Genomic DNA, 23,660 nt, shown 5'->3' on the forward strand with positions numbered 1-23,660 from the left:
TGGAGACGGCAGTGACGCAGCTCGATCTTGCCATCCGCGGCGGCACCATCGTGACGGCCAGCGACGAGTTTCGCGCTGATATCGGCATTCGGGACGGCCGTATCGTCAGCATTGCCGACAACGTCGATGGCGCGGCACGCGAGATCGATGCGACGGGGCTGCTCGCGCTGCCGGGCGGCATCGACAGCCACGTTCACATTTCGCAGCCGTCGGGACCTGACGTGGTGATGGCCGACGACTTTGCGTCGGCGACGCGCGCTGCTGCGGCCGGCGGCAACACCATGGTGCTGCCCTTTGCGCTCCAGGAGAAGGGCACCTCGCTGCGCGCCTGCGTCGAGGACTACCGCAAGCTCGCCGCGGGCGAGTGCTACATAGACACGGCGTTTCACCTGATCATCTCTGATCCGACAGCCGTCGTGCTCGGCCAGGAGCTGCCGGCCCTCGTCAAGGACGGCTACACCTCGTTCAAGGTGTTCATGACCTATGACGATCTCGTGCTTAGCGACAAGCAGCTGCTCGAGGTGTTCGATGTGGCGCGTCGCGAGAAAGCTCTGGTCATGGTCCATTGCGAGGGCTACGACGCCATCCGCTTCCTCACCGCGAAGCTGGAACGCGACGGCCAGATCGCGCCCTATTATCATGGAGTGTCACGTCCGCAGGCTGTCGAGCGCGAGGCGACGCATCGCGCCATCAGTCACGCCGAGATAGTCGGCGTGCCCATCATGATCGTTCACGTCTCCGGACGCGAGGCGATGGAGCAGGTGCGCTGGGCGCAACAGCGCGGGTTACCCGTGCATGCGGAGACCTGCCCGCAATACATCACGCTCACGGCCGACGATATGAAGGGCCTGAACATGGACATCACTGGTGCGAAGTATGTCTGCTCGCCGCCGCCCCGTGATGTCGAAAGCCAGCAGGCGATCTGGGAAGGAATCACGACCGGCGTGTTCCAGACGTTCTCGTCCGATCATTGCCCGTTCCGCTACGACGATCCCAAGGGCAAGCTGACGCCGAACGCCCGCACCTCGTTCCGCTGGGTGCCGAACGGCATCCCCGGCGTCGAGACGCGGCTGCCGATACTGTTCTCCGAGGGCGTCTCGAAGGGACGCATCACGCTGCAGAAGTTCGTCGAACTGACCGCGACCAACCACGCCCGCATCTACGGCCTCTATCCGCGCAAGGGCTCGATCGGCGTCGGCTTTGATGCCGATATCGTGCTGTGGGACCCCAATTTGAAGAAGCCCATCCGGCAGGACGATCTGCATCACGGCTCAGACTACACGCCATGGGAAGGGTTCGACGTCACGGGATGGCCGGTGACCACAATCGCCCGCGGCCGGGTGGTCTGTGACCAGGGACGGATCGTCGGAGCCAAGGGCGCAGGCGAAGTGCTGAGCCGGGGCAGGTCGAGCCTGATCTGATTCGACACGCCGCCAAGTGGCGTGTCGTAACAGTGCCTGCCGTCAATTTGTCGGACCATCGCCGCGGATCGCGAACGTGGTGGCCTTCAGCTTGGTCATGCCGAATTTGTCGAACAGCTTGTCGTAGGTGCCGTCGGCGCGGATCGCGGTGAGCGCATCGGCGGCCGCCTGGGCGAGCTGCTTGTCGCGGAAGGCGAAGGTGATGTCGGTGCCGGCGATGTCGCGGACCCAGATCTTGGCGATGCCCTTCTGCTCGAGCGAGTTGGCGGTCTCGTTGATGTTCAGCGCGGCCTCGAGCTGGCCGGCGCGCAGAGCCGCCGAGGTCGCGGTGACGGTGGTGAAGGTGCGCAGCTCGATCGGCTTGAGGCCCTTGGCCTCCATCGCGGTGCTGAACTCGCGCGCCTTGCGCTCGGTGTAGGTCGCCGATTCCACGCCCACCACGCGGCCGGCGAGATCCTCGAATTTTTCGAGCTTCAGGCTGGAGGAGGGATCGGTGTAGATGCTGATCGCCTGCTGCGCGTAAGGCACGAGGTAGAGCATCTTGGAGCGCTCCTCGGTCCAGAACAGGCCGGTGTTGATGGCATCGAAACGCCCCGAGCGCAGCGCCGGGATCATCGGCGGGAAATCCATGCGCAGGAATACTGCCTCGACGCAGATGCGCTTGGCGATCTCGCGGGCGAGCTCGACATTGAGGCCCTGCAACTCACCCTTGTCGTCGACGAATTGCTGCGGCGGCAGCGTCGGGTTGATCGACATCTGCCATTTCGGCGCCTCGATCAGGCTCGACGCCGGCACTTTCGGCGTGCAGGTCTGGGCGCCGGCCGCCTGCGTCAGGCCGACCAGAAGGACGAGGACGGAGAAGGTTTTGGGAAATCGCATCTGAATACTCCGATCAAATCTTGGGTGGCAGAGGAGCCGTTCTCCGGTCCGCGTCTTCTTCATTGTCTCGTCATGTGGCCGCCGCAGCATCAGCTCGCCGGGTCAGGATCAGCGAGATGTGGCGCGCCGCGGTCACCACCTCGTCGCGCTGGTTGAGGAGGTCGAGCGTCTCGACGACGATGCCGCGCGCGGGGTTCTTGGTCGGCCGCTTCTCGACGAAACGAAAGCGCACGCGCAAGGTGTCGCCGGCGGCGATGGGCCCCCTGAACTTCACCTCGTCCCAGCCGAGCGAGGCGACCGAGGTCTCTTCATATAGCTTGAGCTCCGACTTCAGCCCCTCCATCAGCGACAGGCCGTACAGCCCGTGGCCGATCACCGCGGGAAAGCCGCGGGAGCGCGCGTAGGCGCCATCGACATGGAGCGGATGATGGTCGCGCGTGACGTCGGCGAAGGTCGCGATGTCGGCTTCCGTCACGGTGTGCACGGCGGTCTCGAACTCCGCGCCGAGCGCGATATCTTCGTAACGGAGATTGATCGGGCCGCTGGCGTTCATGCTGATCCCTCAGGCAACCTTGCGTGGCCGCGCCGGCAGGGCATTGAAGGTTTGCGCGATCCCCATCGGCCCGGAGCGGAAGATGCGCGGGTCCATGTCCTTCAAATGCGGGCTGATGTGCGGCTTGAAACCCATATGGGCGAGGATGTCCTCCTCGAGGCGAACGCCCGGCGCGATCTCGGTCAACGTCACGTGTCCGTTCTCCAGCTCGAACACGGCGCGCTCGGTGACGTAGCTGACATGCTGGCCGCGCTGCGCAGCGAGAGAGGCGCTGAAGCTGATCTGGCCCACTTGCGGCACGAATTTGCGGAAGGCACCGTCCCGCCGGATCGCGAGGCGGCCGTTCTCGACGCCGATGTCGAACTTGCCGCCGGTCATGGTGCCGCTGAAGATCAGCCGCTTGGCGTTCTGGGTGATGTCGATGAAGCCGCCGGAGCCGTCGCGGCGTTCGCCGAAGCGGGTGACGTTGACGTTGCCGGCTTCGTCCACCTCCGCGAAGGAGAGGAAGGCGCAGGAGAGGCCGCCGCCGTCGTAGAAGTCGAACTGATAGGCCTGGTCGAGAATGACACGCGGATTGATGGCGGTGCCGAACTCGCGGGCGTGGCCGGGCACGCCGCCGACGACGCCGGATTCCACCGTCAGCGTGATTAGGTCGGAGATGCCTTCCTCGGCCGCGACATTGGGGATCATCGCGGAGATGCCGACGCCGAGATTGACGACGTCGCGCGGGCGCAATTCGAAGGCGGCGCGGCGAGCGATGACGCGACGCTCGGTCAGCGGATCGGGCGTGATCATCGCCACCGGCACGCGCGTCTCGCCACAGCGAGCCGGATCGTAGGCCGTGCCGTAGGTCTGCATCTGCTCGGGCTCGAGCACGACGTGGTCGATCAGGAAGCCCGGGATCTTCACCATCTGCGGATGGATCGAGCCGCGCTTCACGATGCGCTTGACCTGGCAGATCACGGTGCCGCCGGCATTGTGCACGGCCTGTGCGATCGAGAGATCCTCGCGCGTCGTGCCTTCGTGCTCCATGCTGATATAGCCGTCCTCGTCGGCCGAGGTGCCGCGGATGATGGCGACATCGGGCGGGGCGGGCACGCGGTAGAGCAGCCAGGACTGGCCGTGCAGCTCGAGCAAATCGACCAGCGGCGCGGTGGTGCGCTTGTTCATGCGCCCGCCGTCCTGCCGCGGGTCCATGTAGGTGTTGAGGCCGACATGGGTGAGCACGCCGGGATGTTTCGCCGCCATGGCGCGGCAGAGCTGGCTCATCACGCCTTGCGGGAAATTGTAGGCGTCGATCAGCTCGTCGCGGACGAGGCGCATGAACGGCACCTGCAGGCCGAAATTCCCGCCGATCACGCGCGCGATCAGGCCTTCATGGGCGAGATGGCAGAGGCCCTTCTCGGAGACGGCGCCGACGCCGGTGATGTTGATCAGCGTCAGATCGTGTGGGCCCTGGCCGCCGAGAAAGCGCTGCTCCAGCGCGTCGAGAATAGCTTCGGCCGCGCCCGTGCCGCCATTGCCGCCGACGATCAGCGTGTCGGTGTCGCGGATTAGGCCCGCGGCTTCTTTCGCCGTGATGATGCTCAGCATGCCCTCACGCGGCCTCCTTCTCGACCTGGCGGGCGATGATCAGCCGCTGGATCTGGTTGGTGCCCTCGTAGATCTGGGCGAGGCGCACGTCGCGGAAGATGCGCTCGATGCGGTATTCGCGCGAATAACCGTTGCCGCCGTGGATCTGCAGCGCGTTGGAGACGTGCTTCATCGCCATGTCGGTCGTGAACAGCTTTGCCTGCGCCGCCTCCTTGGCGATCGGCTCGCCGGCATCGTGCAGGCGCGCGGCGTGGTGGATCAGGAGGCGCGCAGCGGCGATGTCGGTCGACATATCCGCGAGCATGAACTGCACCGCCTGGAAGCCGATGATGGACTGGCCGAACTGCTTGCGGTCCTTTGCATAGGCGGTCGCGTCCTCGAACGCAGCCTGCGCCATGCCGAGCGCCATCGAGGCCATCATCAGCCGGCTGAAGTTGAAATTGCTCATGGCCATCTTGAAGGCCTGGTTCTCCGGCCCCATTACGCTGTCGGTGGGCAGGCGCACGTCGGAGAAGGTGATCTGGCAGTCGTCGAGGCCGTGCATGCCGAGCAACTCCTCGTTCTTGCCGCGGGCGATGCCGGGCAGGGCGCCGTCCACGAGAAGACAGGAGATGGCGCGATGGCCCGCATCTGCGCCGGTGCGCGCGAACACCATGATGCGGTCGGCGACGCCGCCGAGCGTCACCCAGGCCTTGGTGCCGTTGAGCCGCCAGCCATTGCCTTCGCGCACCGCGTTGGTGCGGATGCCCGCGACGTCGGAGCCGTGGTCGGGCTCGGAGACGGCGGTGGCCGGAATGATGTCGCCGCTAAGAATTTGCGGGATCAGCGCCCTGTGCGCGTCGATGCCGTGATGGTCGAAGAACAACACGGCCTCGACCGGGATCGCGAAGGCGTTGGCGACCGCGCCGGAGCAGCGCGCCAGCTCCTCCATCGCAATGCAGGCTGCCACTGCATCGAGCCCGGCGCCGCCGGCGCCTTCACGCAGGCAGATGCCGAACAGGCCGAGATCGGCCATGCCCTTGTAGAGCGCGCGGTCGAAGCGGTCCTCGCGGTCGATCGCGGCGGCGCGGGGCAGGATCTCCGCTTCGGCGAAGCGGCGGGCTGTGTCGCGGAGAGCCTTCTGGTCTTGGCTGTAGAAGCGGTCCATGGCGTGCTCCGGTCAGTCGCTGGCGAGCTTGGAATCGTGGGAGACCTCGCTGCGGTCGCGGTCGAGGAAATAGACCGCGACGTCGTCGCCCGGCACGCCATAGGCACTGCACACGCCGCGGGTCAGCGCGATGGCGGCTGCGCGACGCTCGGCCTCGCTGCGGCGGAAGGCGTGGACCTTGAGCAGGATGCGCTGGCCAGTGGCCTGCGCGCCGAACGTGCCGGCGTGGGCGTAATCATCCGCCGCAATGGGCAGGAAATAGAGCGTGACCGTATCAGCGGTGACGCCGAACGCCGATATCAGGCCGTCGGTCACGGACTGCGCCAGCGCGGCCTTGCGCTGGGATGGAGCTTGCGGGGCGAGCACTTCAACATAGGGCATCGATCAGACCTTCGCGGATTTGGCCGCAGATGATTTGGATGAAGACGATTTGGACCTGCCGGATTTCGCAGGGGCCGGGGCGCCGATCCGGCGGCAGGAGTCGCGCTGCACCAGGCGCGCGCCGACCCGATATTCGCGGACGCCGTCATTGCCATTTCCCTTCGCATCCATGCGATGCAGCAGCCGGTCGACGGCGAGATTGGCAAGATCCCGCGCGCCGTTGTCGACGATGCTGATGGCCGGGCGATGCCATTCGAACCAGGGCATGTCCTCGTAGCAGAGCAGCGAGAGGTCGTCGGGGATCGCGATGTTCCGCTCCGCCGTCACGCGCAGCACGCCGAGCGTCGCTTCATGGTTGGCGACGAAGATCGCGCTGGGCGGGCGGGGAAGGTCGAGCAGCTTGCGGGCACAGGTCGCGCCGGTCTCGGGCACGTAGTGGCCGGCATGAATCAATGTGTCGTCCCTGGGGATACCCGCCTCGCGCAGCGCGCGGACATAGCCGGACAACCGTTCGCGGCCCGACGTCGTGTCCTGGCGGCCGACGATCAGCCCGATGCGCTTGTGCCCGAGCTCGATCAGATGGCGTGTGCCCAGATAAGCGCCTTGCGGATCGTCGGCGAGCACGGTCTCGAGATCGGTCGCGTCATCGCGCCGCACCAGGCAGACGATGGGCACGTCCTTGGAGAGTGCCTTGAGCTGCGCGCCGTTCTTGCCGGTGGGCACCACGATCAGCCCGTCGATGCGGTGATCGACCAGCGTGGTGAGGGTATCGCTCTCCTGCTGCGGATCGTCGCCGCCGATGCACAGAAGCATCTGATAACCCAGCGCCTTCAGGCGCGCCTGCACCACTTCGGCCATCACTTGAAACGAGGCGTTGGTGAGATTGTGGACGAGAAGCGCCACGAGTCGCGACTGCCCGGTTTTCAATCCACGCGCGATCGGGTTCGGCCGATAGCCGAGCTCGCGCGCGATGCGCAGCAGGCGCTGCTGCGTGCGTTCGCTGGTCAGGCCGGTTCCCGTCAGCGCTCGGGAAGCAGTGCTGACTGAAACGCGGGCCGCCTGTGCCACATCTTTGAGCGTGACGCTCATCCAACCTGCCGATAGACTGCAAACGATTGCAGAAACGCTATGAGCTTATTCTACGCGGATCAAGCTCAAAAAGTGGATGGTGTTGCCCAATGCAGAGCCATTTATGCAAACGATTGCATAGGGCGTGCGGATATTCCGCAGGCGGCATCCAGCACCTGAACTCACCCTTGCACCCGGCAGTTTCCTGATGAAGACGTTCCGCGGCACCTACACCGTCATGATCACCCCGTTCACGGCAGCGGGCGAGGTCGATGTCGCGGCCTTGCGCGCCTTCGTCGACTGGCAGATCGCGGAGGGCATTCACGGGTTGATCCCGCTCGGCTCGACCGGCGAGTTCCTGTCCATGGACGATGACGAGAAGGCGCTGGTTGCCGAGGTCGTCATTCGGCAGGCCGCGGGGCGCGTCCCCGTGCTGATCGGCACCGGCGCGGAGGATACGCGTGAGGTGGTTCGCCTCAGTCGCCGTGCCGAAAAAGTGGGCGCTGACGGCGTGATGATCATCCCGCCGTTCTATTCGACGCCGACCGACGACGAGCTCGTCCATCACTACAAGACGGTGGCCGATGCGATCGCGCTGCCGATCATGGTCTACAACAATCCGGCAACCGCCAATGTCGACCTCAAGCCGCAGCTCGTGGCGCGCATCGCCGAGATCGACAGCTGTCTCTATATCAAGGAGTCGACGCTGGAGGTGACGCGCGTGCGCGACATCATCCGCCTCTGCGGTGACAAGATGACCGTGTTCGGCGGCATCCTTGGCTTCGAATCCTTTGTCGAGGGCGCGCAGGGCTGGGTGGCCGTGGCCTCCAACGTGGTCCCTGCGGAAATGGCCCGCATCTTCAGCCTCGTCGCCGACCACGGCGCGATCAAGGAAGCGCGCGAGCTCTATCTCAAATACCTGCCGGTGATCGAATTCGTCGGCGGCCAGGCCTACGTCGCCGGCAGCAAGGCGCTGCTCGGCCATATGGGCTTTGCAGCCGGCAATCCGCGCCCGCCGCGGCTGCCGCTGCCAGCCGCGCAGGACGCGGCCGCACGTGCCCTGGTCAAGACATTCGATCTCGTGTGGCGCGGCGCGCCAATTGCGGCTGCTTGAACTGAGGTATGAACGGATGAACCTGCTCGACGGCGTCAAGATCCTCAGCTTCAATCACTATCTCGCGGGGCCGCTGGCTGCGCAGACGCTCGCCGATCTCGGCGCCGACGTCATCGCGGTCGAACCGATCGAGGGCGCGTTTCAGCGCAACTGGGCGGTCGCCAATCATTTCGTTGCGGGTGACAGCGTCAATCATCTGGCGACCGGCCGCAACAAGCGAAGCCTCGCGGTCGATCTCAAGCATCCCGACGGCATTGCCGCGGTGAAGAAGCTGGTCGCGACCGCCGACGTCGTGATGGAGAATTTCCGTCCCGGCACCATGGCCAAGCTCGGTCTCGGTTACGACACGCTCAAGGCGATCAACCCCGGCCTGATCTATGCGGTGGCAACCGGCTTCGGATCGGAGGGGCCGTACAAGGATCGCCCCGGCCAGGATCTTCTGCTCCAGGCGATGTCGGGTCTTGCCATGCGGACCGGACGCGCCGACGGCGAGCCGACGGCAGTCGGCGCCGTCATCGTCGATCAGCACGCCGCCTCGCTCTATGCCATGAGCATTCTAGCGGCGCTGTTCGCCCGGACGAAGACCGGCAAGGGGCAGCTCGTCGAGGTCAACCTCTATCAGGCCGCACTCGATCTCCAGGTCGAGCCGCTGACCGCCTGGCTGAACGGCGCGCCGTCGCCGACGCCGCGCGGTCCGGCTGGCATCGCGGCCTGGTTCAGCCCCGGGCCTTACGGCATTCACGCGACGGCCGACGGCCATCTCGCGATCTCCATGGCCACGCCTAAGGCTCTGGGCGTCGCGCTCGACAGCGAGGAGCTGAAGCAGTTCTGCGACACCGACAGTTTTTCGAAGCGCGAAGAGATCACGCGGATCGTTGCAGCTCGGCTGAAACAGAAGTCGACGGCCGATTGGTTGCCCTCGCTTGAAGCCGCGCGCATCTGGCACGCGCCGGTGCAGGATTATCGCGACCTCGAAAGCGATCCCCAGCTCAACCATCTCGGCGTGTTCAAGAGCGCCGAGAGCGCAGGAGGCGCGTCGATCCGCATGGTCGCGCATCCCGCACGCTATGACGGCCGGACGCCGGAGGTGCGGCTGGTGCCGCAGCGGCTCGGTGCGCAGACGCGGGAGGTGCTCGGCGAGATCGGTTACGGCGCCACGGAGATAGACGCGATGGTCGCGGGCAAAGCCCTCGGAGTTGCACGATGATCGATTTTTCACTCCCTGAGGAGACGCGCCTGCTGGTCGATACCGTCCGCCGTTTCGTCGAGACGGAGGTGCAGCCGCTCGAAGAAGAGGTGGAGCTGACTGCCAAGGTGCCGGCCGACGCGCTTGCGGTCACCAAGGCCAAGGCAAAGAAGCTCGGCCTTTACGCCATGAACATGCCGGCGGATGTCGGCGGCGGCGGGCTGTCCTGCGTCGAGCATTGCCTGGTCGAAGAAGAGTTCGGCAAGACCTCCGATGCGCTGATCCGCCGCGTGTTTGGCCAGGTCTATCCGATGCTGATGGCCTGCAAGGGCGACCAGGTCGAGCGCTATCTGCTGCCGACGGTGAAGGGCGACAAGATCTGCGCCATGGCGATCACCGAGCCGGGCGCCGGTTCCGACGCGGCGTCGATCAGCACGACGGCGCATCTCGACGGCGACGAATGGGTGCTGAACGGCACCAAGCATTTCATCAGCGACGGCGACATCGCCGATTACGTGATCCTGATGGCACTGACGGACAAGGAAAAACGTGCCCGCGGCGGCATCACGCTGTTCCTGGTCGACCGCGGCACGCCGGGTTTCAAGGTCGCGCGCACCCAGCCGATGATGGGCCATCGCGGCTATGGCCATGCCGAGCTGAGTTTTGAGGACTGCCGCATTCCTAAGGACGCGGTGCTCGGCGAGGTCGGCGGCGGCTTCAAGCTGATCATGCAGAGCGTGCTGCAGATCCGCCTCGCCCATATCGGCGCGCGTGCCGTCGGCATGGCGCAGCGCGCGCTGGAGATGATGCGCAGGCATGCCGGCGAGCGGCGCCAGTTCGGCCAGCTGATCGGCGACTTCCAGATGGTGCAGAAGCTGATCGCCGATTCCGCCACCGAGATTTTTGGTGTGAAGATGATGGTGATGAACGCCGCCTGGGACATCGATCAGGGCAGGGATGCGCGCGACAAGGTCTCGATGATCAAGGTCGCGGCCTCCGAGATGCAGGGCCGCGTGGTCGACCGCGCCATCCAGGTGTTCGGCGGCATGGGTTTCAGCAAGGATTTGCCGCTGGAGCGGATGTATCGCGACGCTCGCGTCACCCGCATCTATGACGGCACCTCCGAGATCCACCGCATGCTGGTTGCGCGCAGCACCATCAAGAACGGCCTGCACCTCTAGGGAAGCGATCGATGTCCCACGCACCTCTCAAGCCTGGCGCCGCCTTTGCCTTCCGCAAGACCATGACGGTGGCCGAGCAGGCAATGTTCACCGGCATCAGTGGCAATCTCGGCGGTCTCTATGTCGATGCCGTCCGCGCCAAAAAGGCGGGCGCCTCTAACATGGTGGCATTCGAGCTCGCGGTCGGCGGTCTGGCCACCACCTGCCTCAGCCAGCTCGGTGGGCCGACACGGCGGATCGGCAGCATCGCGCTGAATTTCGCTGCGCCCGTGATCGTCGGCGAGTCCGTCGAGGCCCGGGCCGAGATCGTTTCGGTTGACGGCGACGATGCGACCTGTCGCGTCACCTGCACGCTGTCGCCCTCAGGCGCGACCGTGGTGGACGGCACCGCGACGCTGGTTCCCTTTGCCAAGGCCTGAGCCATGTACGAGCCAAAGTCCTTCGACGATCTCAGGGTGAATGACAGGGTCAGCCTGAGCAAGACCATCACAGAGGCCGATGGCGCGCTCTATATCGCTGCGACAGGCGATTTCGGCCCCGTTCATGTCGACGAGGTCTATGCTGGCGCGACGCGCTTTGGCCGCAGGCTGGCGCCGGGGATCATGGTCGCGGGCCTCTGCACCAGCATCCTCACCAGCGAGCTGGTCGGCACCATCGGCGTGTCGGTGGAGGACCGCTTCTGGTTCACCGGTCCCGTGTTCTACGGCGACACGCTCACCTTCGACGTCTGGATCGCCGAGCAGCACGACGAGACTCGCACCATCATCTGGGAGGCGAGCGCGCGCAACGAGGGCGGCCTCGAAGTGCTGAAGGCGCGCGCGAGCCTGAAATTTCCGCGGCGAAAACCGTCATGAGCAAGGCGATGAAAAAGCCGGATTTGCGCGGCGTCACGGTCGCGACCGTGCTGCCCTTCAGGGACGACAGCTCGATCGACTGGGACGGCTATGCCCGCGTGCTCGACTATTGCGCCTGCCCGGACGGCATCGCGGCGGTGTTCGTCAATGGACATGCCGGCGAGGGCGGGTCGCTCTCGGACGACGAACGTCAGGCCGTGATCGAGCGGACACGCCGGCAGATCGGCAGCAAGCCGCTATTGGCCGGCATCATCGCGCATTCCACGGCGGAAGCGATCCATCAGGCCCAGCTCGCGGAAGCTGCCGGCGCCGATTGCGCCGTGTTGTTCCCGCCCGCACCGCTCGGCGGCGGAGCCTCGGCGACCTCGCACGCGCCGGCGGCTTTCGTGCAGGCGGTCGGCTCCGCGATCGGAATTCCCGTGTCGATCTTCCAATATCCGCTCGCATCGGGATTTGGCTACTCGCCGGAGACCTTGGCCAAGATCGCAGCGCTCGACAGCGTCATCGCCATCAAGGAGGGCAGCGACACCATGCTGGCCTATGACGAGAACCGGCGGGCGGTGAAGCAGGCCGATCCCTCTGTCGCGATCCTGCCGTCGAACTTCAACTGGTTCCTGCCGCAGCTCGCCGTCGGCGGCGACGGCATTCTCTCCGGCCTCGTCAGCCTCGCGCCGCATCTGTTCGTGGCGCTGTGGCAGGCCTCGCTCGCCGACGACCTCAAGGCGATGCGCGCCGTCAACGAGCGGCTCTATCCGATCGTCCGCGCGATCTACGGGCCTGCTCCGATCATGGACATGCACACGCGCATGAAGGTCGGGCTGAAGGCGCTCGGCCTGATCCGCAATGCCGATCCGCGGCCGCCGCTGCTGCCGGTTCTGCCTGCGCTGTGCGATGCCATTGCAACGACGGTGGGTGCGGCGCGCGCGGCCGGCGACATCCGCACTTAGCATGAGGAACGAGCCGATGCTGGACGACGCCTTCATCCACATCGTGCGGGTCGACATCGATCCCGAGCACGAGGCTGCGTTCAACGCTTGGTACGAGCAGAAGCATTTCCCTGATCTGCTCGCCTGTCCCGGCTGGCTCTCGGCCAAGCGCTTCGTCTCGGTCGGCGACGGGCCGAAATACGCCGCCATGTACGAGGTCGCGGGGCGATGGGCATTCGAGACGCCGGAGTTCCTGAAGGTGAAGGGTTTTGGTCCGTTCGAATCCCTGGTGAAGAATTTCATGCGCATCCAGCTCAGGCCGATGTCGGGACCGGCTTGAGCAGATCGAAGACGATGCTGCCTGCCGCGTCGCGAGATCCGGCCGGCCGCATCCAAGAAACGTCGAGGGGAATCCCGGGCGGGGAACTGCATCGGTTATTGGCGTCTTACTGGAGGTATCCATGGTCTCGACACTGTTTCGCTTGAGTGCGGCCGCCGCACTCGTTCTCGCGTCCACGGCGGTGCATGCCGCCTGTACGCCCGCAATCACCGATGACAACCTGATTGCGCCCGGCAAATTGCAGCTCTCCATCAACCCGACCAATCCGCCGCAGCAATTCGTCGACAAGGACGGCCAGCTGCAGGGCCTCAACGTGGAGCTCGCCGCCGAGCTCGGCAAGCGGTTGTGTCTTCCGGTCGAACTCGTCCGGATGGATTTTCCGGCGATGATTCCTGCCTTGGGCGCAGCGCGCATCGACGGCGTCAATACCGGCATGTTCTGGACCGAGGAACGCTCGAAGCTGATGTACATGGTGCCGTATGCCATTCAGGCGATCTCTGTCGTGGTGGCCCCCGATAGCGGCACAAAAATTGCTACCGAAAACGATCTGATCGGAAAATCATCCGCGGTCGAGGTCAGCAGCTACCAGATGAACTGGCTCAAGAAACTCAGCGATGCGAGCGTCGCAAAGGGCGGCGCAGCCGTCGAGATGCGCACGTTCCCGACCGCGACCAACGTCGTCAGCGCGCTGCTTGCGGGCCAGGTTGACAATGCGCTGCTGGTCGACAGCGTGGCGCGCGATCTCGTTGGCCGTGGTCGCGTGAAGGAAGTCCTGAGCGGGCTCGGCACGGCCAGGACCACGCTTGGTTTCCGCAACAAGACGGTCGCCGATACCGTCGTCAAGGCGCTGAACGCGATGCGGGCCGACGGCTTTTATCAGGCGCTGTTCGACAAGTTCGGCCTGACCGCCATGCCGGCCGACCAGCCGCTTGCGATCGCCGGCCCCGGTCCGGCCTGATACCTACGGAGACGAGCCGATGAGCCATTTCAGTCCGACGGCCGCCGTCAGCTACTTCTTCAATTACTTCCTGATGAAGGGAGTGCTCGTCACCATCGGCTTGACGGTGGCGGCGGTCGTCGGCGGTTTGATCCTCGGCATGGGCATCGCGTTGCTGCGCATGTCGTCCAATCCGGTGCTCGCGGGTGCCGCGCGCTTTTACATCTGGTTCTTCCGCGGCACGCCGCTGCTGATCCAGCTCGTGGTGATTTACAGCGGCTTGCCGCAGCTCGGCATCAAGTTCTCCGTGATCACCTGCGCACTCGTCGGCCTGATCCTCAACGAAGCCGCCTATCTCGCCGAGATCGTGCGCAGCGGCTTCATGGCGGTGTCGGCGGGGCAGCGCGAGGCCGCCTGGGCGCTCAGCCTGTCGCCCTGGGTTACGTTCCGCCGCGTGACCCTGCCGCAGGCGTTCCGCCTGATGATCCCGCCGCTCGGCAACTCCATCAACTCGCTCTTGAAGGCGACCTCGCTTGCCTCCGTGATCTCGGTCGAGGAGCTCATGCGCCGCAGCGACATGCTGATGCAGGAGCATTTCCAGATCCTCGAAGTCTATGCGGCGGCGACGGCGTATTACCTGATCCTCACCTCGGTCTGGGACGCGGTACAGCGCCGGCTGGAGAAGCATTTCGGTCGATCGAATGCCGCGAAAACGAGGCGGGTCGCAGCGAGCGCGCCGGTCGCACAGGCGAGCGTGGAGGCCCGCGCATGAGCGAGATATCGATGACTACGGCCGAAGGTTCAACGGTGCAGCCGCAAATCCGTGAGGTGCCTGCGGTCCGCATGGAGGCGGTCTACAAGCACTATGGTGACTTCACCGCGTTGAACGAGGTCGATCTCAGAGTTGCCAAGGGTGAGAAGATCGTGGTTTGCGGTCCCTCCGGCTCGGGCAAGTCGACGCTCATTCGCTGCGTCAACCACATCGAGAAGCACGACGAGGGCCTGATCTACGTCAACGGCGTCGAGCTCGATCGCCAGCGCAAGAACATCGACGCCGTCAGGCGCGATACCGGCATGGTGTTCCAGAGCTTTAATCTGTTTCCTCACATGACGGTGCTGGAGAACTGCATCCTGGCCCCGATGACCGTGAACGGCATGAGTGAGGCGGAGGCAAAGGACCTCGCCATGCATTTCCTCACCAAGGTCCGGATTCCCGATCAGGCCGAGAAATTTCCCGGGCAGCTCTCCGGCGGCCAGCAGCAGCGCGTCGCCATCGCACGCGCGCTGTGCATGCGGCCCAAGATCATGCTGTTCGACGAGCCGACCTCCGCGCTCGACCCGGAAATGGTCAAGGAAGTGCTGGAGACCATGAAGAAGCTCGCGGAGGAGGGCATGACCATGCTGTGCGTGACCCACGAGATGGGCTTTGCCCGCGAGGTCGCCGACCGCATCGTATTCATGAACGAGGGCAAGGTGGTCGAGCAGGCCGCGCCGGTGGAATTCTTCAAGCATCCGAAGTCCGAGCGGGCGCGGACGTTCCTCGATCAGATCATTCATTGATCGGCCAAGATGCGGACATTCAGCGACCGCCTGCGCGGCATTCACGCCGCCACCATCGTGCCGATGACGCCCGATTTCGAGATCGACGAGGCGCAGCTCGCAGCGCATCTCGCGTCGGTGGCGTCCGCGCCCGGCATCAATGGGCTCCTCGTCAACGGCCACGCCGGCGAGAATTTCGTGCTGTCGCTGGCCGAGAAGCGGCGCGTGGTGGAGCTGGCGCGCCAGCACACGCCGCAGGACTGCCTGATCGTCTCCGGGGTCAATCATGAATCGAGCCTGGAGTCCGCGCGCGAAGCGGCTGCGCTGCAACAGGCCGGCGCCGACGGGCTGCTGGTGTTTCCACCCAACAGCTGGGCGCTCGGCCACGCCGATGACTGCGTGATCGAGCATCACCGCTACATCCGCGATGCCACGACCGCGCCGCTAATGCTCTACGCTGCACCCGTCGGCGCGGGCGCGATGGCCTACGCGCCGCCGCTGCTTACGCGGCTTGTCGCCGATCCCCGTTTCGTTGCGGTGAAGGAAGGCAGCTGGGAGGTTGCGGCCTACGAACAGAATCTCAGGCTGATCCGCAAGCTGCGACCGGACTTCGTCGTGCTCGGTTCCGGCGACGAGCACCTGCTGACGAGCTATCTCGTCGGCTCGGCCGGCAGTCAGGTCAGCCTCGCCTGTGTGGTACCGGAGCTTGTGGTCGACCTCTGGGTTGCGGCCGAAGCCGGCGATTGGAAGCGGTCACGCGCCGCGCATGAGAAGCTCTATCCGCTGGCGGTCGCGATCTATCGCGATGCGCCCGGAGGACGCGCGACCGTGCGGCTCAAAGCCTGCCTGAAGCTGCTCGGACGCCTGTCATGCGACGCGGCGCGGCCGCCACAGCCGGCGGCGACACACGGCGAGTTGCAGGCGCTCGAGCAGGCACTGCGCTTCGCCGGCGCGCTCTAAGCCGCGAAGAACGGATTCGCCGGCCGCGCGAGGCCGAGATGATCGCGCAATGTCGTGCCTTCATAGTCCGCACGGAACAGCCCGCGCTCCTGGAGGATCGGCACGACGAGCTGGACGAAGTCCTCGAACCCCTCGTGGAAATAAGGCGGCATCACATTGAAGCCGTCGGCGGCATGCTCCTCGAACCAGAGCTGGAGTGTGTCGGCGATGCGCTCGGCCGAGCCGCACAGCACCCAATGGCCGCGGGCGGCGGCGGTGAGATTGTAGAGATCGCGCAGCGTCATGTTCTCGCGGCGGCCCTTGGCAAGCATGACGCTGGCGAAGCTGTGATAGCTGTCTGATGGCGCGATGTCGGGGATCGGCCCGTCGAGATCGTAGGCCGACATGTCGCGCCCGAAGCGGTCCGACAGGATGGCGAGCGCGATGCTGCCGCTGACGAAGTTCTGGAGCGTGTTGAGCTTCTCGAATGCCTCCTTGTCGGTGCGGCCGACCACCGGCATCACGCCTGGCAGCACCGTGACGTCCTCGGGCCTGCGTCCGAACGCCGGCAGGCGCGTCTTCAGCGAGGCGTAGCCGGCCTTGGCTTCCTCGATATCCTGCACCACCGAGAACACGATGTCGGCGGTGCGCGCGGCGAGTGCCTGGCCGGCTTCGGAGCCGCCGGCCTGGAGCACGACGGGCTGGCCCTGCGGGCTGCGGCCGATGTTGAGCGGGCCCTTCACCTTGAAGAATGCGCCGTCATGGTCGATCGGGCCGCGATCGCGCCGCGCCGCCACTGCTGCTCGGCAGTCATCTCGACAGCCAGCCGACCGGCGGTAAATTCGACGGCGCCGCCGGCGTGATGGCGGCGCTCGAAGCTGCGGTCTCGCTGGCCGAGCAAGGCGAGAAGCCTGCGCGCGACCTCATCGTCGTCGCCTGGATGAACGAGGAAGGCTCGCGCTTCGCCCCGGGCATGATGGGCTCGGAGGCCTTTACCGGCGAGCGTGGCATGGATGCGATCCGCGCCGCGCGCGATGCGGATGGCATCAGCGTCGGCGAGGCGCTCGACCGCCTCCACCAGGCTTTCCCCGATATGCCGCACAGGCCCCTCGGCTTTGCCGCCGGGGCCTATCTCGAATTGCACATCGAGCAGGGACCGGTGCTGGAGGCGGCGGACTGCATGATCGGTGTCGTCACCGGCATCCAGGGCAAGAAGACCTTTCAGGTGGTCGTCGAGGGTGCCGAGGGCCATGCCGGCACGCTGGCGCAGCAGGAGCGGCGCGATGCGCTCGCGGCCTTTGCGGAGGTCGCGAGCGCACTTCATGCCGAGATCGGCGCCATCGATGCCGACATCAAGTTCACCATTGGCCGGGTCGCCGTCGTGCCGAACGCGCCGTCCGTGGTGCCGTCGCGCGTCAGCTTCAGCATCGATCTGCGCCATCCTGACAATGTCGTGCTCGACGCGGCGGGTGCGCGCATCAAAACTCTTTGCCAGGAGAAGGCCCCGCCGTGCTCGGTTACGGTGACGCCGCTCGTGGATGCGCCGTCGAACGTCTTCGATCAGCGCCTGCGTGCGAGCATCGCGGAGGCCGCGCGTAAGCAGCGGTATTCCGCCATGGCGATCCTCTCTGCCGCCGGTCACGATGCCCGTCATCTGGCCAAGGTCTGCCCGGCTGCGATGATCTTCATCCCGTGCCGCGACGGCGCGAGCCATGTCGAGCATGAATGGGCTGAACCCGATCATGTCGCGGCCGGCACCGCCGTGCTGGCACAGGTGCTGCGCGAACTCGCCTTCGCGCCTGCCATCGAGGCGTGAGGACACCGATGCAAGATGTGGCTCCTCGGGACTACCGCGACGCGATGGCCTGTCTCGGCGCGGCCGTCACTATCGTCGCCACCGACGGGGCTGCGGGCCGCGCCGGATTCACCGCATCTGCAATCTGCAGCGTCACTGACGATCCGCCGACGCTTCTGGTCTGCATGAACCGCGGCTCCTCCGCCTATGGCAGCGTGACCCGCAATAAGGTGGTATGCGTCAACGTGCTCTCGGCGCGTCACGAGCGACTATCCCGCCTGTTCGGCGGCAAGGTGCCCGCTGAGGAACGCTTTGCCGCTGCGGCGTGGTCGACACTCGCAACCGGCGCGCCCGTGCTGGCCGACTGTGCCGCGGCGTTCGACTGCCGGATTGCGGACGTCGTCAATGTTGGCACGCATGATGTGCTGTTCTGCCGGGTCGTCGCGCTGCAAAGATCTGGCTGCGCCGACAATCTGATCTATTTCGGCCGCGCCTACCACACGATCGGGGTGATCATTCCGGCTGAGGCTGGACCCGAATCCGCTCTTGGCCGATCCTGATGGGGCCGGCGGCTATCGCCAGCCGTTCCAGCAGTCTCTATGTCATGGAAAGAGATCGTCACCCGGGCAAGCGTATCCCTTGCGGGGATGCACTAGGCGGCCGCGTCTTGGCCATCGCCGCTTCAGAAATGACCATCGACGTGCAAGGTCGGCACACTAACATCTGTACCTCCGATTCGAGGGCGGGGTACGAGAGAGCGCTGAGGAGCAACGCCAGCTGTTTCGAACTTGAAAGCGTCACACCTTCACCGCGTGGCTGCAAAGCACCGGCGCTTCGAACCGCGTCGCAGAAACGGCCTCGGCAGGTCTTGGCGGAGGCCGAAAATCAAGCGGACGCGGAGTTCGAGGCCGCCAGTGAAATTATCGCTGCCCAGGGTGCAAGGCTGCCCGAGCTTCGCGCAAGCGTTGCGCGAGCCAGACTCCAGGCGGCACGCGGCATGCGGCGAGAGGCGCGCGACGCTCTTGTGCCGATCCACAGCTGGTTCAGCGAGGGCTTGGAAACACGCGATCTCGTGGAAGCTCGCAAGTTGCTGGCAGACCTGTGACGAAGTTACCGCAATAACGACCCATCTCCCTGTCCATCGTTCGGTAATGCGGTGATCAATTCGGTAATACTCCTCGCAGCAGGCAGCGCGCCGCGATATATTTTCGTTCGAAGGACTGCTGAGCCTCAAGGTTTATGGGCATCATGGTCAACCCCACGCCCGGAATGCGGAGAGTGCTACGGCAAGCGCACCTGTACGGCCGTTTGGTCGCACATGATGGGAAATTGTACTATCCGGGCGGTAACCACCGATTATGCAGTGAAGAGACCGCGATCGCAATGGTAAAGGCAGGCTGGCTCAGGCATCGCGGCGACGACTATGAAATTACGTCCGACGGCATAAGGGCCGATGCGCGGCGCGAATAGCTCCTTCTGACCGGCACCTCCGCCTCGTGCGGATCGTGCGGAAACGGCAGTGATATGCAGGCTCAGACCGGGAGAATTCGACAACAACGAGTGTGCCCCCGAGGCATCGATAATTTGCGGGCGCAATCGGACGTCGCCGCGACCGCAATACCCGAGGGAAAGATCGGCTAATCTATTGCGGCAACGGTTTGCTCGCCCGATGTCAGTAGCGCCATGCCGCAACGACGGCTGTTAGCCACCAGACCCGAGCAAAAACGCATCGACCGACGCAGCTAATCGGTCTGCCACTTGCATGGCCGGGCGCTGCGGCTCCCAACGGCCGCCTTCCGGGAACTGATGCGCGTTGCCCTTTGTCAGATACCGCCCAACCTATTTTTCGATCATAGGTCCAAATTGACCCGATATTCTTCAAAAATAGCGGGCTCCGTGATGTTGTGTTCAGCGATCAGGTAAGCCTTTGGCATAGGCCAGTCTCCGCTCTTGATTTGCATGTCGGAAAATTATCGTGCCCACCAGCCTACCAGCGGAAGGGTCAGCGCCTGGTATTGCGCGATACAAAATTTCGTGCGGGAACGCGCGACTGCCTACCCTGACAACACCGCACGACCTTGTATCCCAATCGTGCCTCGCGCAAGCGACCACGGGCGAGTTTGCAGGACGGGGGCTACACCGGGGTGAGCGGCTGCGTAATGGTCAATATTTCGGCCATACCTGGCGAAGCTCCCAAAATGAGTTCATCCCACGAGGATCCTCGCGCGCAGGCAGCGAGAGGCCACTAAGGGCGGTCGCCCGCCGCTCCACTCATTCGCTGCGCGTTCGCTCTTTCGTGTGTGATACGTTTGTGTAGTATACGATTGTTCGGATACCGAGAACGAGCGGGAAGGCGCCCATGCCATGAGAGGCGTCACGGAGTGGCTCGAGTCAATCGGCTTATCGACGTACGCCCAGCGCTTCGCCGAAAACGGCATTGACCTCTCGGTCGTCCGCGACCTGACAGAACAGGACCTAAAGGAGCTGGGCGTCCTGCTAGGTCATCGCCGCAAGCTGCTGCGCGCCATCGCAGAGCTTGATGACGAAATTGGGCCTCCGGCTAAAACAGAGCTTTACCCGAGCCGACCGGATGAGGGCGAGCGGCGCCATCTGACGGTGATGTTTTGTGACTTGGTTGGCTCCACAGCCCTTGCGGCGCGGTTGGACCCAGAGGACATGCGAGCCCTGATTAGCGCGTATCACAGCTGCATCGCAGAAGTCATAGGCGGTTATCAGGGAAGGATTGCTCGCTATATGGGTGACGGTGCATTGATCTATTTCGGCTATCCGCACGCCCATGAGGATGATGCCGAACAGGCTGTGCGCGCTGCGCTCGCAATCATTGATGCCGTAGCGAGCGTCCGGAATGTCGCCGCTGCCCTGGAGGTTCGCGTCGGCATTGCGACAGGCACTGTCGTGGTCACCGAGCTTCTGATTGGGAGTGTTCCGGCGGAGCAGGCAGTTGTTGGTGAGACGCCGAACCTCGCCGCGCGACTACAAACGATGGCCGAGCCAGGATCTGTGTTGATCTGCGCGAGGACGCGCCGGCTCGCCGGGGGGGAGTTCGAGTACTGCGAGCTAGATCCCGTCGCGCTGAAAGGCTGGGCGGAGCCGGTCCGGGCGTATCAGGTGCTGCGGACTAGCGGTGTCGAGAGCCGATTCGAGGCGATGCACACCACCAAGCTGCCACCGTTGTTCGGGCGTGACGAGGAGATGGAGCTGTTGTTACGCCGCTGGCGACAAGCTACCCAGGAAGAAGGTCGGGTGGTGACCCTTACGGGCGAGCCGGGGATTGGCAAATCCCACATTGCGTCGGCGCTCAATGAGCGGCTCCAGGGAGAATCACACATCACGCTGCGCTATTTCTGTTCTGAGCATCATACCCACAGCGCATTGTGCCCATTCATTAGCCAGCTCGAACGTGCTGCCAGGTTCAGGCACAGCGACTCGCCTCGGGAGAAGCTATCGAAACTCGAGGCTCTGTTGGTGCAATCCACAGGCGATCCCGAACACCGGGCAGTTCTGGCAAACTTATTGGTGCTACCGGCCGATGATCACTACCGGCTGCAGGATCTCACTCCACAAAAACGTAAAGAGAAGACCTTCGCGGCATTATTGGCCCAGCTTAATGGATTAGCGGCGAGGCAGCCGGTCTTACTCATTTTCGAAGATGTGCATTGGATTGATCCAACCTCGCTTGAGCTGCTCGCAGCTATGGTGGAGCATACGCCGCGGCTTAGGGCACTGGTGCTGATCACGGCGAGAGCCGAATTCACTCCCCCCTGGCCGAGTTATCCTCACACCACCACCATCCCGCTCACCCGACTTAGCCGACGCAACGGCACAGCGTTGGTCCTGCGGGTGACCGGAGGCAAAACCCTCCCCAAGGAGGTAATGGAGCATATTCTCGCACACACCGATGGCGTGCCTCTATTCGTCGAGGAATTAACGAAGATGGTGCTGGAAGGCGGGCTTTTGCGAGAGCGCGACGGGGAATATGTTCTTGAGGGACCTCTGCCGTCATTCGCAATCCCAACTACCTTGCAGGCTTCGCTGATGGCTCGCCTTGATCGGTTGTCACCGGTGCGGGATGTGGCCCAAATCGGTGCTGTCGCGGGGCGAGAATTTCACTACGAGCTTTTGAGCGCCGTCGCTGGACTGCAGAAGCAGAAGTTGGACGAGGCACTTGAGCAGTTGGTCCGTTCGGAACTGATGTTTTGCAGGGGTGAAAATCCACACGCGGTATACACGTTCAAGCACGCTTTGGTGCGAGACGCCGCATATGCTGGGCTCCTGAAGAGCCGCCGCGTGCATCTGCACGCCGCTATCGCGAAGGCGCTGGAGCAGAAATTCCCCGAAGCGGTACGAACGCAGCCCGAGATAATTGCGTGCCATTACACTCAAGCGAAGAACCACGAACGGGCCTTACACTACTGGTACGAAGCAGGCAGGCAGTCAGCGGCCCGCTCGGCGCACAATGAAGCGGTCCGTCACCTGAAGCAAGGGCTGGATCAGATTCCCAAGATCGACAACCCGTTGCTACGCAACAAGTCGGAGTTGCTGCTTCAGATATCACTCGGCAACGCTCTCCGGGCAATTAACGGCTGGAGCACTGACAGCGTGAAGTATGCGTACACGCGAGCACTTCAACTCTGCAACGAGAGTGGGCTTGACGAACATGTCTTGCCTGCGATCTTTGGTTTATGGACGTGGAATTTCGTTCACGCATCGCTTGGTGAAGCGCAAGCCCTTGCAGAACATTTGCTGGATAGCGCCGAGAGGGCGGATAACTCGGTTTTCAGGGTTCTTGCCCACGAGGCTGTAGGGTTTACCTTGTTTGCACAGGGGAAATTTGCCGATGCTCACGCGGAGCTGCAACGTAGTGTTGGCCTCTGTGAGGACAGTAAGGCTGCAGAATACCTTGACCTGTCGGCACAGGACCCCCGAGTTCATGTCCGCGCATACGATGGCATGACTCTCTGCTTGCTCGGTCAACCAGATCGAGCTTTGCAAATGTGCGCGGAGGCACGCCGATACGCAGAGGCGTCTCAACATCCCTTTAGTGAGGCAATCGTACGAACGATAAGCCTTCGCGTGCATCAGCTTCGGGGCGATGCCGCCGCTGTTGCCGCGGAGGCGAACGTCGCCGTTGCATTCTGCAAAGAACATCAGTTTGCGCACTATCTGGCTATGGCCCTTATTTTGCGCGGATGGGCAAGCGCTTACCAAGGCAACTTTGAGAAAGGTCTCGCCGAAATTCAGGAAGGCTTGGAACAAGAGCGCGCCACTGGCGCGCTATTATTTGAGTCTTACGCTTTGGGCCTATTGGCGGATGCATGCATAGAGCACGAACAGTACGCGAAAGCGCTCGACTTTTTGAAGCAGGCGCAATTAAGGCTTAACGCGGAGAATTCTGAAAGCTTTTACGCGGCCGAGATATATCGTTTGTTCGCGGAAGCCTACCTCCGGTCGAACCAGGACTTGGATCAGGCGGAGTACTATTTTTCTAAAGGCTTTGAGGTTGCGCGCGAACAGAAAGCCAAATCCTTGGAGCTTAGACTTTGTTTGAGCATGTGTGGCCTGAGCGAGCTGAGACACAACGCAGACAAGTGTCGCTTACAACTCGGCGAGATTTACCGATCGTTTAGCGAAGGTTTTGAAACTCCGGACCTAGCCAGAGCCAAGGCGAGATTAGAAAGTGCTTGGTAATGATCAGCTTTGGATTTCTTTGGGTTGAAGTGTGGCCGGACAGGGAAGGCCGCTTCTGGCGCAAGCCGGTGCACCGAGAGAGCAAGGGGAATCTTGCG

General features: G+C 63.9%; 23 protein-coding genes. 16 read left to right on the forward strand and 7 right to left on the reverse strand.

Going from position 1 to position 23,660, the window contains the following annotated elements; translation table 11 throughout:
• Positions 1-11: 11 nt before the first annotated feature.
• Positions 12-1,421 (forward strand): dihydropyrimidinase, encoded by a 1,410-nt coding sequence (gene hydA, locus LRP30_RS17345; protein WP_249761150.1) that lies wholly within the window; start codon positions 12-14, stop codon positions 1,419-1,421.
• Between the two features lie 42 nt (positions 1,422-1,463).
• Here the strand turns inward: hydA and LRP30_RS17350 are convergent, their stop codons facing one another.
• From LRP30_RS17350 to LRP30_RS17375, 6 genes are all read right to left on the reverse strand, one after another.
• Complete coding sequence (locus tag LRP30_RS17350; protein WP_249761151.1) at positions 1,464-2,300, reverse strand: transporter substrate-binding domain-containing protein; 837 nt, start codon at positions 2,298-2,300, stop codon at positions 1,464-1,466.
• Positions 2,301-2,370: 70 nt separating this feature from the next.
• A complete protein-coding gene (locus LRP30_RS17355; RefSeq protein WP_249761152.1) occupies positions 2,371-2,853 on the reverse strand; it encodes a MaoC family dehydratase in 483 nt (160 codons plus the stop codon).
• Between the two features lie 9 nt (positions 2,854-2,862).
• Entirely contained in the window at positions 2,863-4,446 is a 1,584-nt protein-coding gene (locus LRP30_RS17360) for a CoA-transferase (RefSeq protein WP_249761153.1), read from the reverse strand.
• Between the two features lie 4 nt (positions 4,447-4,450).
• On the reverse strand, positions 4,451-5,593 hold the full coding sequence (locus LRP30_RS17365; protein ID WP_249761154.1) for an acyl-CoA dehydrogenase family protein: 1,143 nt from the start codon (positions 5,591-5,593) through the stop codon (positions 4,451-4,453).
• Positions 5,594-5,605: 12 nt separating this feature from the next.
• Positions 5,606-5,974, reverse strand: coding sequence for a hypothetical protein (locus tag LRP30_RS17370; RefSeq protein ID WP_249761155.1), 369 nt, complete (start codon positions 5,972-5,974; stop codon positions 5,606-5,608).
• A 3-nt stretch (positions 5,975-5,977) separates the two neighbouring features.
• Positions 5,978-7,063, reverse strand: a complete 1,086-nt coding sequence (locus LRP30_RS17375) for a LacI family DNA-binding transcriptional regulator (protein ID WP_249761156.1) — start codon at positions 7,061-7,063, stop codon at positions 5,978-5,980.
• Positions 7,064-7,247: 184 nt separating this feature from the next.
• Between LRP30_RS17375 and dapA the strand changes: the two genes are divergently transcribed.
• From dapA to LRP30_RS17430, 11 genes are all read left to right on the forward strand, one after another.
• Entirely contained in the window at positions 7,248-8,156 is a 909-nt protein-coding gene (gene dapA / locus LRP30_RS17380; protein ID WP_249761779.1) for a 4-hydroxy-tetrahydrodipicolinate synthase, read from the forward strand.
• A gap of 16 nt (positions 8,157-8,172) precedes the next feature.
• Entirely contained in the window at positions 8,173-9,363 is a 1,191-nt protein-coding gene (locus LRP30_RS17385) for a CoA transferase (RefSeq protein ID WP_249761157.1), read from the forward strand.
• Positions 9,360-10,523, forward strand: coding sequence for an acyl-CoA dehydrogenase family protein (locus LRP30_RS17390; RefSeq protein ID WP_249761158.1), 1,164 nt, complete (start codon positions 9,360-9,362; stop codon positions 10,521-10,523). The genes LRP30_RS17385 and LRP30_RS17390 overlap by 4 nt, the downstream gene beginning before the upstream one ends.
• A gap of 11 nt (positions 10,524-10,534) precedes the next feature.
• Positions 10,535-10,942 (forward strand): MaoC/PaaZ C-terminal domain-containing protein, encoded by a 408-nt coding sequence (locus tag LRP30_RS17395; RefSeq protein ID WP_249761159.1) that lies wholly within the window; start codon positions 10,535-10,537, stop codon positions 10,940-10,942.
• Positions 10,943-10,945: 3 nt separating this feature from the next.
• Positions 10,946-11,377, forward strand: coding sequence for a MaoC/PaaZ C-terminal domain-containing protein (locus LRP30_RS17400; protein ID WP_128934534.1), 432 nt, complete (start codon positions 10,946-10,948; stop codon positions 11,375-11,377).
• Positions 11,374-12,324 carry a dihydrodipicolinate synthase family protein gene (locus LRP30_RS17405; RefSeq protein WP_249761160.1) on the forward strand — a complete coding sequence of 317 codons (951 nt, stop codon included), beginning with the start codon at positions 11,374-11,376 and terminating at the stop codon, positions 12,322-12,324. Before LRP30_RS17400 ends, LRP30_RS17405 begins: the two co-directional genes overlap by 4 nt.
• A gap of 16 nt (positions 12,325-12,340) precedes the next feature.
• The gene (locus LRP30_RS17410) at positions 12,341-12,643 is read left to right on the forward strand and encodes a DUF4286 family protein (protein WP_249761161.1); all 303 of its coding nucleotides are present in this window, start codon (positions 12,341-12,343) and stop codon (positions 12,641-12,643) included.
• Positions 12,644-12,764: 121 nt separating this feature from the next.
• Entirely contained in the window at positions 12,765-13,601 is an 837-nt protein-coding gene (locus tag LRP30_RS17415; RefSeq protein WP_128945569.1) for an ABC transporter substrate-binding protein, read from the forward strand.
• A 19-nt stretch (positions 13,602-13,620) separates the two neighbouring features.
• Positions 13,621-14,352 (forward strand): amino acid ABC transporter permease, encoded by a 732-nt coding sequence (locus tag LRP30_RS17420; protein WP_128934530.1) that lies wholly within the window; start codon positions 13,621-13,623, stop codon positions 14,350-14,352.
• Positions 14,349-15,140 carry an amino acid ABC transporter ATP-binding protein gene (locus tag LRP30_RS17425; RefSeq protein WP_276017374.1) on the forward strand — a complete coding sequence of 264 codons (792 nt, stop codon included), beginning with the start codon at positions 14,349-14,351 and terminating at the stop codon, positions 15,138-15,140. The genes LRP30_RS17420 and LRP30_RS17425 overlap by 4 nt, the downstream gene beginning before the upstream one ends.
• A gap of 9 nt (positions 15,141-15,149) precedes the next feature.
• The gene (locus LRP30_RS17430) at positions 15,150-16,079 is read left to right on the forward strand and encodes a dihydrodipicolinate synthase family protein (protein ID WP_128945571.1); all 930 of its coding nucleotides are present in this window, start codon (positions 15,150-15,152) and stop codon (positions 16,077-16,079) included.
• Here the strand turns inward: LRP30_RS17430 and LRP30_RS17435 are convergent.
• Positions 16,076-16,855 (reverse strand): NtaA/DmoA family FMN-dependent monooxygenase, encoded by a 780-nt coding sequence (locus LRP30_RS17435; RefSeq protein ID WP_249761162.1) that lies wholly within the window; start codon positions 16,853-16,855, stop codon positions 16,076-16,078. The genes LRP30_RS17430 and LRP30_RS17435 overlap by 4 nt on opposite strands.
• Here LRP30_RS17435 and LRP30_RS17440 point away from each other — a divergent pair.
• The 4 genes from LRP30_RS17440 to LRP30_RS17455 all read left to right on the forward strand — a co-directional run bounded on the left by LRP30_RS17440 (position 16,810) and on the right by LRP30_RS17455 (position 23,562).
• Positions 16,810-17,874: a hydantoinase/carbamoylase family amidase gene (locus tag LRP30_RS17440; RefSeq protein ID WP_249761163.1), complete on the forward strand. Its 1,065-nt coding sequence runs from the start codon at positions 16,810-16,812 to the stop codon at positions 17,872-17,874. The genes LRP30_RS17435 and LRP30_RS17440 overlap by 46 nt on opposite strands.
• Before the next feature lie 8 nt (positions 17,875-17,882).
• The gene (locus LRP30_RS17445) at positions 17,883-18,413 is read left to right on the forward strand and encodes a flavin reductase (RefSeq protein ID WP_164934443.1); all 531 of its coding nucleotides are present in this window, start codon (positions 17,883-17,885) and stop codon (positions 18,411-18,413) included.
• 107 nt (positions 18,414-18,520) lie between these two features.
• Positions 18,521-18,958, forward strand: coding sequence for a hypothetical protein (locus LRP30_RS17450; RefSeq protein ID WP_249761164.1), 438 nt, complete (start codon positions 18,521-18,523; stop codon positions 18,956-18,958).
• A gap of 1,259 nt (positions 18,959-20,217) precedes the next feature.
• Positions 20,218-23,562 carry an adenylate/guanylate cyclase domain-containing protein gene (locus tag LRP30_RS17455; protein WP_249761165.1) on the forward strand — a complete coding sequence of 1,115 codons (3,345 nt, stop codon included), beginning with the start codon at positions 20,218-20,220 and terminating at the stop codon, positions 23,560-23,562.
• The last annotated feature ends 98 nt before the right edge of the window (positions 23,563-23,660 follow it).

The organism is Bradyrhizobium sp. C-145, assembly GCF_023375135.1.
In the GTDB taxonomy this organism is placed as follows: domain Bacteria; phylum Pseudomonadota; class Alphaproteobacteria; order Rhizobiales; family Xanthobacteraceae; genus Bradyrhizobium; species Bradyrhizobium zhanjiangense.

Bases quoted from the DNA above. Each gene is read 5' to 3' on its own strand.
- LRP30_RS17375 (WP_249761156.1), bottom strand. From the start codon at position 7,063: ATGAGCGTCACGCTCAAAGATGTGGCACAGGCGGCCCGCGTTTCAGTC.
- LRP30_RS17355 (WP_249761152.1), bottom strand. From the start codon at position 2,853: ATGAACGCCAGCGGCCCGATCAATCTCCGTTACGAAGATATCGCGCTC.
- LRP30_RS17445 (WP_164934443.1), top strand. From the start codon at position 17,883: ATGCAAGATGTGGCTCCTCGGGACTACCGCGACGCGATGGCCTGTCTC.
- LRP30_RS17395 (WP_249761159.1), top strand. From the start codon at position 10,535: ATGTCCCACGCACCTCTCAAGCCTGGCGCCGCCTTTGCCTTCCGCAAG.
- LRP30_RS17385 (WP_249761157.1), top strand. From the start codon at position 8,173: ATGAACCTGCTCGACGGCGTCAAGATCCTCAGCTTCAATCACTATCTC.
- LRP30_RS17350 (WP_249761151.1), bottom strand. From the start codon at position 2,300: ATGCGATTTCCCAAAACCTTCTCCGTCCTCGTCCTTCTGGTCGGCCTG.
- LRP30_RS17425 (WP_276017374.1), top strand. From the start codon at position 14,349: ATGAGCGAGATATCGATGACTACGGCCGAAGGTTCAACGGTGCAGCCG.
- LRP30_RS17400 (WP_128934534.1), top strand. From the start codon at position 10,946: ATGTACGAGCCAAAGTCCTTCGACGATCTCAGGGTGAATGACAGGGTC.
- LRP30_RS17405 (WP_249761160.1), top strand. From the start codon at position 11,374: ATGAGCAAGGCGATGAAAAAGCCGGATTTGCGCGGCGTCACGGTCGCG.
- LRP30_RS17440 (WP_249761163.1), top strand. From the start codon at position 16,810: ATGCGCCGTCATGGTCGATCGGGCCGCGATCGCGCCGCGCCGCCACTG.
- LRP30_RS17430 (WP_128945571.1), top strand. From the start codon at position 15,150: ATGCGGACATTCAGCGACCGCCTGCGCGGCATTCACGCCGCCACCATC.
- LRP30_RS17455 (WP_249761165.1), top strand. From the start codon at position 20,218: ATGAGAGGCGTCACGGAGTGGCTCGAGTCAATCGGCTTATCGACGTAC.
- LRP30_RS17415 (WP_128945569.1), top strand. From the start codon at position 12,765: ATGGTCTCGACACTGTTTCGCTTGAGTGCGGCCGCCGCACTCGTTCTC.
- LRP30_RS17365 (WP_249761154.1), bottom strand. From the start codon at position 5,593: ATGGACCGCTTCTACAGCCAAGACCAGAAGGCTCTCCGCGACACAGCC.
- LRP30_RS17360 (WP_249761153.1), bottom strand. From the start codon at position 4,446: ATGCTGAGCATCATCACGGCGAAAGAAGCCGCGGGCCTAATCCGCGAC.
- LRP30_RS17410 (WP_249761161.1), top strand. From the start codon at position 12,341: ATGCTGGACGACGCCTTCATCCACATCGTGCGGGTCGACATCGATCCC.
- LRP30_RS17370 (WP_249761155.1), bottom strand. From the start codon at position 5,974: ATGCCCTATGTTGAAGTGCTCGCCCCGCAAGCTCCATCCCAGCGCAAG.
- LRP30_RS17420 (WP_128934530.1), top strand. From the start codon at position 13,621: ATGAGCCATTTCAGTCCGACGGCCGCCGTCAGCTACTTCTTCAATTAC.
- LRP30_RS17390 (WP_249761158.1), top strand. From the start codon at position 9,360: ATGATCGATTTTTCACTCCCTGAGGAGACGCGCCTGCTGGTCGATACC.